This window comes from Flavobacterium azizsancarii (assembly GCF_027980145.1).
Lineage (GTDB): Bacteria > Bacteroidota > Bacteroidia > Flavobacteriales > Flavobacteriaceae > Flavobacterium > Flavobacterium azizsancarii.
In genome coordinates, this window is sequence record NZ_JAMZNK010000081.1 from 1 (window position 1) to 9,926 (window position 9,926).

Annotated in this window: 7 protein-coding genes; all 7 read left to right on the plus strand. The window is 34.7% G+C overall.

Annotation, left to right across the window (positions count from 1 at the left end):
* A partial coding sequence (locus NJT12_RS24310) for a collagen-like domain-containing protein (RefSeq protein WP_271338701.1) occupies positions 1-2,279 on the plus strand: 2,279 nt, incomplete at its 5' end.
* A 58-nt stretch (positions 2,280-2,337) separates the two neighbouring features.
* Positions 2,338-3,192, plus strand: coding sequence for a hypothetical protein (locus NJT12_RS24315; RefSeq protein WP_271338702.1), 855 nt, complete (start codon positions 2,338-2,340; stop codon positions 3,190-3,192).
* Entirely contained in the window at positions 3,192-3,974 is a 783-nt protein-coding gene (locus NJT12_RS24320; protein WP_271338703.1) for a hypothetical protein, read from the plus strand. Before NJT12_RS24315 ends, NJT12_RS24320 begins: the two co-directional genes overlap by 1 nt.
* Positions 3,971-4,789: a hypothetical protein gene (locus tag NJT12_RS24325; RefSeq protein WP_271338704.1), complete on the plus strand. Its 819-nt coding sequence runs from the start codon at positions 3,971-3,973 to the stop codon at positions 4,787-4,789. The genes NJT12_RS24320 and NJT12_RS24325 overlap by 4 nt, the downstream gene beginning before the upstream one ends.
* Positions 4,790-4,854: 65 nt before the next feature.
* Entirely contained in the window at positions 4,855-6,111 is a 1,257-nt protein-coding gene (locus NJT12_RS24330; protein ID WP_271338705.1) for a T9SS type B sorting domain-containing protein, read from the plus strand.
* A 113-nt stretch (positions 6,112-6,224) separates the two neighbouring features.
* Entirely contained in the window at positions 6,225-7,142 is a 918-nt protein-coding gene (locus NJT12_RS24335) for a PorP/SprF family type IX secretion system membrane protein (RefSeq protein ID WP_271338706.1), read from the plus strand.
* Positions 7,143-7,152: 10 nt separating this feature from the next.
* Complete coding sequence (locus NJT12_RS24340) at positions 7,153-9,087, plus strand: OmpA family protein (protein WP_271338707.1); 1,935 nt, start codon at positions 7,153-7,155, stop codon at positions 9,085-9,087.
* Positions 9,088-9,926 lie beyond the last annotated feature (839 nt).

A 9,926-nucleotide genomic window follows, 5' to 3' on the forward strand; every position in this document is an offset into this window, starting at 1 on the left:
GAAAAGATGGAGATACTTATGTAGATAATAGTACAGGAGATGTTTATGTGAAACAGGGAGATACCTGGGTAACTACAGGAAATATCAAAGGACCAAAAGGAGATGATGGAATTGATGGAAAATCAATTACCGGCGGTACCGGAGCACCCGGCGCAACAACTCCAGGAAAAGATGGAGATACTTATGTAGACAATAGTACAGGAGATGTTTATGTGAAACAGGGAGATACCTGGGTAACTACAGGAAATATTAAAGGACCAAAAGGAGATGATGGAAAAGATGGTGCTGATGGAAAATCAATTACCGGCGGTACTGGAGCACCAGGCGCAACAACCCCAGGAAAAGATGGAGATACTTATGTAGATAATAGTACAGGAGATGTTTATGTAAAACAAGGTGATACCTGGGTAACTACAGGAAATATAAAAGGACCAAAAGGAGATGATGGAAAAAATGGTGCTGATGGAAAATCAATTACCGGAGGTACCGGCGCACCCGGAGCAACAACCCCAGGAAAAGATGGAGATACTTATGTAGATAATAGTACAGGAGATGTTTATGTGAAACAAGGTGATACTTGGGTTACTACAGGAAATATTAAAGGACCAAAAGGAGATGATGGAAAAGATGGAAAATCAATTACCGGAGGTACAGGAGCACCCGGCGCAACAACCCCAGGAAAAGACGGAGACACTTATGTAGATAATAGTACAGGATATGTTTATGTAAAACAAGGAGATACCTGGGTAACAACAGGAAATATCAAAGGACCAAAAGGAGATGATGGAAAAGATGGTGCTGATGGAAAATCAATTACCGGAGGTATCGGCGCACCCGGCACTACAACCCCAGGAAAAGACGGAGACACTTATGTAGATAATAGTACAGGAGATGTTTATGTAAAACAAGGTGATACTTGGGTAACAACAGGAAATATTAAAGGACCAAAAGGAGATGATGGAAAAGATGGAGTTCAGGGACCAATTGGTTTAACAGGAAATACAGGTTCGCAAGGAGCAAAAGGAGATACTGGATCGGTAGGTCCACAAGGGACAATTGGAAAGGACGGAGTTCAGGGACCAATTGGTTTAACAGGAAATACAGGTTCGCAAGGAGCAAAAGGTGATACCGGTGCTGCAGGTCCACAAGGTCTAATTGGAAAAGATGGAGTTCAGGGACCAATTGGTTTAACAGGAAATACAGGTTCGCAAGGAGCAAAAGGTGATACTGGTGCTGCAGGTCCACAAGGGCCAATTGGAAAAGATGGACTTCAGGGATTAACAGGAAATACAGGTGCGCAGGGAGCAAAAGGAGATACCGGATCGGTAGGTCCACAAGGTCCAATTGGAAAAGACGGAGTTCAGGGACCAATTGGTTTAACAGGAAATACAGGTTCGCAAGGAGCAAAAGGAGATACCGGATCGGTAGGTCCACAAGGGCCAATTGGAAAAGACGGAGTTCAGGGACCAATTGGATTAACAGGAACTACAGGTTCGCAAGGAGCAAAAGGTGATACTGGTGCCGTAGGATTACAAGGTCCAAAAGGCGATACGGGAGCCTCTACACCTCAAACCATTGTACATTCATTAAGTTCAGTCGGTAACATACTTACCAGTACCGTTAATAGTTTAAGCCCAACAGCTAATATTATTAATAGTAATACTTTACGTCTAAGTGGTAATAATCTTTTTTCAACAGTTAATGGTGTAGAATCAACAGCAGGTTTAGATATTACAACTTTAGAACCTTGGCAAGTACAAGGAGGCGTAACAAAAGCGTCAACTAATGCTCAAAATATTTATCAAACAGGATCAGTAGCCATTGGTGTAAGCGTAATTCCTTCTTTTACAGTAGGAACAGCAACTATTACTCCTAAATTCCATGTAGCAGGCGATATTTCTACGACAGGCAAGATCTGGACAGCTAATAGTGTTTATGCCGATTATGTTTTCGAAAAGTACTTTATAGGCCAGTCAGTAATCAATCCTGAATATGAATTCAGATCATTAAGTTATGTAAAAGAATTCATTAAAGTAAACCACCATTTACCAGGGGTTGCTTCAATAGACGAATTAAGGAAAGCAGAGAACGGTTATACGTTTGATATGACAAAACTATCCATACAAAGTTTAGAGAAAATAGAAGAATTATACTTGCATACTATTGAGCAAAAAGACAAGATAGATCAACAGCAAGCAGAAATAGAAGATCTTAAAAAAGCTTCAAAACTGATCACTGATCGTTTAGAAATGTTAGAAAAGTTGTTGCTTGAGAAATAAATAAAAATGAATTATGGGAGGTATTCCTCCTATAATTCTCATTTACAAAATGATTATCATGAAAAAAATAATTACCATTTCTTTAGTATTTCTTATTGCTGCATTTAAATCAAATGCTCAAACTGGAGTAAATACAAGAAATCCGGATGCTTCTGCAAACATGGAAATATCTTCCAGTAATAAAGGTTTGTTAATCCCTCGTTTAAGTATAGCTGATATAACAGTAAAAACTCCGGTAGCAGTTGCTCCAAAAGATGGTTTATTAATTTATAATACAAATACAGTAACAAAAAAAACATTATTTCATTGGGATGCTTTAGCTAACTCAGGTGCAGGAAACTGGAACTCTCATTTGTTTTTTAAGGAAACACCAAAAACAGCAGTGATTGGTATGGCAGGTTCAAATTTTGCAGCATTAGATAATTTGAATCCAGGAGCGAGCACATTAATTAACAATAGTAATGGTAACACTTTAGTTATTCAAAGCTCAGGTTATATGCCCAATCTTGATGTTGTAAACAACTCAACAAACGGGCTTACAGTCAATTTAGGATCTGGTGTTTATATGATTGAAATTTCTTTTTTAATTACAGCACCTGTGCCAGATTCAGGAAGAGGATCAGTTTTAACCGGGTCGAACTATTATAATATGGGTTATTATACAGATATTAAGACTAGTATAGACGCTACTGGTACTGTAACAAATAGTGCAAGAGTAGAAAGAGCAGTATTGTCTCAGGCCAATCAAAATCATAGAGTAACCTTCAATACTACTTTCACACTACCAGATAATGTGACTAATCCAGTTTCTAGTCTAACAGTAGCACTGGGCAGAAGGTCGGGATCATCACACAATGATTTGGTTTACATTATTCCTAGTGGTTCTTATTATAAATTAACAAAACTGAAATAATGAAAGCAACTATAAAAATATTAATAGTATTGATCATATTTGCAATTCCTGAGCTGAATTTTGCACAAGGAGCAGCAGTTGTTAATGCCCAGACAGGTCATGCTTCAGCGGTTTTAGACCTATCAAACAATACAGCTAAGAGAGCATTTTTACCACCAAGAGTTGTTTTAAGTACTTTGACTGATAAAGTCAATCCAATAACATCTCCTGCTGCCGGGTTAATTGTATATAATATTGGAACAACACAATTACCGGGTTATTATATATTCGATAATGGTGTTTGGAACCTGATGGCAACCAGAGAAAATTCTGTAGTAAATGCTATTTTTACTAAAACACCTTCAGAAGTAAAAACAATATCTACAGCCTATTCTAATGTTACTGGATTTACAAAATTTTTTAATAATTCAGGAATTGGTATTTCAGATGATGAAAACAGTACAATAACATTACAACCAGGTAAATATGTAGCAAATGTTAGTTTTAATATCTCTACAAACGAAACCACAACAAACGGTATTGGTACCACTATTAAAACACAAGCTCACTTTTATTCAGGCAGATTATGGAACGGAAGTAAAATGCTTGGTCCGGAAATTCAATTAAATGAAATTTCAAATACATCAGGAACTAAAAAGCATGCAGTAACATTTGTTTTTTCTTTTGAATTGACCACATCGGACTCTTTTCAATTTCAATTGGCAAGAAGAAATGGCGGAACATATACAGGAACTATAAGTATAGATAATGCATTTATAAATATCGAAAAATCATTACCATGATCAGAACAGTTATAATTTTAGTATTTGGCTTATTTAGTTTTGGTGCATTTGCTCAAACAGGAATTAATACAAGAACGCCAGATGCGTCAGCGGCTTTGGATGTTACGGCCACAGATCGAGGTATAGTGACTCCACAATATACATTAACGAGTTTAACAGATAATGCTATTGCAGTTGCTGCTCCACAGAAAGGTTCCTTAATTTTTAATCTGGGAGGAACTTTTGCCCGGGGATATTATTATTGGGATGGAGAAAAATGGAACAGGATGATTGTAAATAGCGAGATGGATCAAATTTTAAATTTAAAAATTTCAGGGACCTACACGAGCGGTTCAGGAGATTTGTCTAAAGAATTGATACCGGCAGGAACAACGAATAACTTCGTCAGTTTTAGTACTGCCAATGAAACACAGTATATCAATACTCTTGGAAGCGCAAACCCAACAGGTACTGATATTACATTACCGGCTGGAACTTATAAAGTAGATCTGTCTTTTGATTGTTTAGCTCCTGATGCTCCAAATAGTGGCTTTTTAGTTAATCAATCGCATTTGTTTGTATTAGAGGCGGCTATTGTTACCGGAAGTTCTACTGTATCGAGTTTAACAATGTTAACGGATTTAAAAACAGTATCAAGTGTTTCTACTTATGGTGCAAATAGTGTACAAGGATACCGATATTCTTTTGTGTTTCAATTAGCTAGTCAACAAACAGTAAAAGTATTATTGAGACATGGTGCCGGAGCAACAACAAATGCTGCAACAAGAACAAATCAGTCCGGTTTAGTTGTTAATTTTTATAAGATGTTTGAATAGTTATATTAATTACTGGCCATTTGAGCTCAATGTAATTTATAAGTTTTACCTAATAATAGTAGACTATGAAATCAAAAAAACAAAATATTTTTTTAACTCTTTTATCGTTGCTTAGCCTAGGGTTAACAGCGCAGACGATCAATACCGGCGATTTATATATAACGGAAGGTACAATTATGTCTTCCGTTGGAGCCGTCGATAATAAGAGCAGTGGTAATTTATTTAATGACGGAGATTTTTTTGTTTACAGTCATTATAATAATGATGGTCTTGTTACTTTTTCTACAGGTTCAACCAAAGGGATTACCAGAATGAGAGGCCTGTCAGGATCTCAGGAAATTTCAGGTAGCGCTCCTATTGAATGGTATAATGCCGAGTTTAAAAATAGTAATGTACAGCCAGCATTTTATTTATCCAATGAAGTTAATATTTTCGGAAAAGCAGATTTTCAAAAAGGAATAGTCGATGATGACAATTATGGAGGATTATTAGTTTTTGAAAAAGGAGCCGAAGCTACAAATGTCAGTGATAACAGTTTTGTAGACGGTAAAGTACAAAAAAACGGAAAGGATGCATTTATTTATCCAATAGGAGATAAGAATAAATATCGATTTGCAGGTATTTCGGCACCGCAGGAAATCTTAAGCAGTTTTACCGCTAAATATTTTTATGAAAACTCAAATGTGCTTTATCCACACAATGATAAGGCAGAGGGAATACAGATTATAAACAATCAGGAATATTGGACTTTAGATAAAACAGCAGGAAATTCTGATGTTATGCTGACTTTGAGTTGGGATGAAACATCAACTACACCAGCAGATATTTTAGTTTCTCCGCAAAGCGAAATACACATTGTTCGCTGGGATGCATCAAAAAAACTGTGGATCGATGAGGGCGGAATTGTAGATAGTGATAAAAAAACAGTTACTACGCCTATCAATGTTTCAGGTTATAATGTGTTTACAACTGCCAGAGTTGATGGAGGTATCATTTTGGCATGCAGTACTTTGATAGTTCATAATGCAGTATCACCAAATGGAGACAACAAAAATGACTATTTCAAAATTGATGGCTTATCAGAATGTTCTACAGATAATACAGTAGAAATTTATAATCGTTGGGGAGTAAAAGTTTTTGAAACCAATAATTATGACTCTAACGGAAATGTTTTCAAAGGTTTTTCTGAAGGCAGAGTAACCATATCAGGAGATCGGCTTTTACCAACAGGAACATATTTCTATATTTTAAACATCAAATATTCAGGCACTAAATCACAAACGATAAAAAAAGCAGGATATCTGTATTTAAGCAGAGATTAATTTGTTTTGAAAGACTGGAAATTTCAATAAATAATTATAAAAAACCAAAATTTCACAAAAGCATTCCTAATAATGTTACTACTGGATAATGGTAAATTATTAAAAATAAAAACATGAGAATAAATTTTTTGACAATAATTATTATGTTAACAGGGTTTCTATGTACCGCACAACAAGACGCTCAGTTTTCGCAATACATGTACAATACAATAAATATTAATCCGGCTTATGCGGGATCTCGCGGTGCGTTAAGTGTTTTTGGTTTATATCGTACACAATGGGTTGGGCTCGATGGCGCTCCGGAAACAAGTAGTTTTTCAGTCAACTCGCCAATCAATAATAGTAATCTTGGAGTAGGTGTTTCGTTAATCAATGATAAAATTGGGCCCACGAATGAAAATACTTTATCAGCAGATCTTTCTTATACCATACAGACATCAGCAGATTTTAAACTTTCGTTTGGTATAAAAGGTACAGCCAATTTATTCAATTTAGATATCAGTAAGTTAAATCCGGCCGATCAGGGTGATCCACAATTTCAGGACTTAAATAGTAAGTTTTCTCCAAATGTAGGAGCAGGGGTTTATTGGCATTCTAACAAAGCTTATCTAGGTTTATCAGTACCAAACTTCATTGAAACAAATCGTTATAATGATAATGATGTAGCCATTTATAAAGATAAAATCAATTACTATTTAATAGCAGGTTATGTATTCGACTTAGATAAATATCAGTATGTAAAATTCAAACCGGCCCTACTGGCAAAAATGGTAGAAGGAGCTCCATTACAAGTAGATGTTTCGGCAAATTTTATGTTCAACGATAAATTCGTAATTGGTGCTGCTTACAGATGGAGTGCTTCATTGAGCGCCTTGGTTGGATTTCAAATAAGTGACGGACTATATCTGGGATATGCGTATGATCGTGAAACAACACATTTAAATAATTACAATTCAGGATCACATGAGATATTTCTCCGATATGAATTCTTTAAAAATAACGGAAAAATAACAACTCCTCGTTTCTTCTAAAATATTTATTATGAAAAAAATTATACTCCTCTACATAACAATAATAAGTGCTTTTTCAATTAACAGTTATTCACAACAAAAAAAGATTGCTTCAGGTGATAAAAAATACGATGATTACGCCTATATCGATGCGATTAAAACCTATGAGCGTGTAGCCGAAAAAGGATACAAATCTGCAGATATGTTTAAAAAATTGGCCAATTCGTTTTATTTCAATTCTGAATTTGACAAAGCGGCTAAATGGTACGGCGAATTATTTGCGATGAATACCGAAGTTGAACCAGAGTATTATTATCGATACGCACAATCATTAAAATCAACCGGAGAGACAGCCAAAGCGAATCAGATGCTTGATTTATTCAATCAAAAAGTAAAAATAGATACTAGGGGAAAACTATATGAAAGTAATAAAAATTATCTGGATTTAATTAAAGCCAATTCGGGACGTTACAATATTGAAAATGCGGGTATAAACAGCAAATATTCTGATTACGGACCTGCTTTTTATTTAAACAAAATAGTCTTTGCTTCGGCCAGAGATACAGGAAATTTTAATCAGAGAAAACACAAATGGACCGGAGAGAATTTTACTAATTTGTATCAGGCAGATATGGATGAAAATTTGAATCCCGGTACCGTTAAAAAATTCGAATCAAAAATCAATTCTAAATTTCACGAATCGACTCCTGTATTCACAAAAGACGGAAAGACAGTTTATTTTACACGAAATAATTATATTGAAGGTAAAAAAGGAAAAGATGAAAATAAAACTACATTAATAAAAATATACAAAGCCACTCTTGAAAATAACCAATGGAGTAATATAACAGAACTCCCTTTTGATAGTGACAGTTATAGCACGGCACATCCTGCCCTTAGTCCTGATGAGAAAACATTGTATTTTGCATCAGATATGCCAGGGACAATTGGCCAATCGGATATTTATAAAGTATCAATCAACGGCAATGGAGGATATGGATCTCCAGAAAATTTAGGATCAACAATTAATACCGAAGGAAAAGAAACATTTCCGTTTATAACAGATGAAAACGAAATTTATTTTGCCTCAGACGGACATCCCGGACTTGGCGGGTTAGATGTATTTGTTGGCGAAATAACTAAGAATGGAGTAAGTAACATTCAAAATGTAGGAGCTGATATTAATTCGCCAAACGATGATTTTGCTTATATAATAGATACTAAATCAAGAAGAGGTTTTTTTTCCTCAAATAAAAAAGGAGGCCAGGGTTCAGATGATATTTATAAATTTTTAGAAAAAAGAAAACTAAAATGCATTCAGGAATTAAGCGGAGTTATTACAGATGCAGTAACAGGAGCTATTTTACCAGGAGCGAAGGTTTCTCTTTATGACGATCAAATGATATTAAAAGGTTCTACTATTACAGACCAAAAAGGATTCTATATTTTTCCTGTTGAATGCGGGAAGTTTTATAATGTAAGAGCAGAAAAAAGTGATTATACCACAAGAGAAGCTGGTATTACTATTGCATCTGAAAATGGTAAAACTTATTTGCCGATTGCTTTAGATAAATCTGGTTGTCAGGTTACAATAGGGGATGATTTAGGGAAGTGTTTTGGTATTAGTATGATTTATTTTGATCTGGACAAATCTAACATTCGCGCCGAAGCAGCTTTAGATTTAGAAAAAATACTTGACGTATTAAAACAATATCCCACAATGAAATTGGACATTCGTTCGCATACAGACAGTCGTCAAACACATGCGTATAATGAGCAGTTATCAGAAAGAAGAGCTCAATCTACAATACAATGGCTGGTTAAAAATGGTATTGCACCAAACAGGCTAACAGGAAAAGGCTATGGAGAAACTGAGCTTATCAACGGATGTTCAGATGGAGTAGATTGTAGTGAAGAGCAGCATCAAATGAATAGACGAAGCCAATTTATAATTATGGCGTTATAAATATTAAAAAAGCATTTTAATAATTAGTTTAATATTTTTTCTAATTTCTTTATAGTTAAGACCGCTTTTTTAGCGGTCTTATTTGTTTTGTGTTTTTTTTGATAATTAGTAAAATTGAATATTTTCCAGAATCGTATTGCTTGGTATTTATTCATAACAATATATTTAGAAGATATCATTTTCAATCTTTTTACTATAGTTATTCTTATACGGACTATTTTGATCAATTCATTTGAAGTTAAAATGAGAACCAGGTAAGTGGATATGTTTCTGATCGTACGTGAATAAATCAGTTAACAGCTTTTTATGAACGTGAATGTCTAATTAGTAAAAGTTATTTAATAAACGATGTACAAGATTTATAGCATATCATATTAGGTAGAGATTATTTGACACCTATTATATATAGGTGATGTTTGAGTTTAAATAGTCATGTAAAGTTGCTGAAAACACAATTCTTAGAATAAGAATAATGTAAAAAGCATTGATGCGAGGAAAATTCATTCAAAAAGAAAAAAAGGCTAAAGCTTAGTTTTTACATTGTCAGTTTGTTAGGTTTATTTAGGGAAAAATATTCAAAAAAGTGGGCTCAAAAGTATTGTTTATGCAGAAACATTATGTACTTTTGCACCCCGCAAAACAACGGAAGTTCATTGATAGATTGGTTGGAAAATGAGAAGAAAAGGAAATGAAAATTTTCAAAAAAAAAACTTCAAAATTTACTTGCCAGTTGAAAATAAATTTTCTACTTTTGCACCCGCTTTGAGAAACAAGCGAAACACAAAATTAAGAAGACACGTTCGTAGACATATTGAATTGACAGCCGTTTTAACAGAGAT